Source organism: Streptomyces tricolor (genome assembly GCF_002155905.1).
GTDB classification, from domain to species: Bacteria; Actinomycetota; Actinomycetes; order Streptomycetales; family Streptomycetaceae; genus Streptomyces; species Streptomyces tricolor.
Map to the genome: position 1 here is coordinate 1 of NZ_MUMF01001026.1, position 572 is coordinate 572.

Below are 572 nucleotides of genomic sequence, written 5' to 3' on the forward strand. Positions count from 1 at the left end.
GGGGTATCGGAGGGGGTTCCCGAAGGGGGTGCGGAGGGGGTTCCCGAACCCCTCCCGGAAGGGGTCGGGTCGGGCTCACGGAAGACTTTGCGGAGGGTTTCGATGTGCTCCGACACCTGCTGCCGGATCGACACCCCGCGGGAGCCCGGCTCGTTGCTGAGTTCGCCGAGCGGGATCCGTTCGACTTCGGCGAGGAGCGCCCGCCGGAGCCGGCGCGAGGAGATCTCCATCGCGCCGGACACCATGGCGCCCATCACCTTGGGCTGCTTCCACACGCCGTCGTTGCGGACGAACGAGCGGATGAGCAACTCCTCGGTGTCGTCGTCCATGACGATGAACCGGGCGTCGTCCAGGGACTGCAGGCGCTTCTCGACGTCGGCGGCGGTGAGTCCGTTGGCCTTGCGGGACCAGCGTCGGAGGGTGAGCGGCAGCAGCCCGGCGTGGTTCAGGTTGGGCTGCGAGATCAGGAACAGGTAGAACCGCTGCTCCTTCTCGTCGAGCTTCAGGAAGTCGGAGTCCTCCCAGATGCTGGTGAGGATCCGGCCGTGGCCACGTGCCATGGGGTTCTTCTT

1 protein-coding gene is annotated in these 572 nt (G+C 67.3%); it reads right to left on the reverse strand.

The annotated features are described in order from the left end of the window. Positions 1 to 560, reverse strand: a 560-nt coding sequence (locus tag CCN44_RS42490; protein WP_208639957.1) for a hypothetical protein, incomplete at its 3' end; no start/stop codon positions are given. Between the last annotated feature and the right edge of the window lie 12 nt (positions 561 to 572).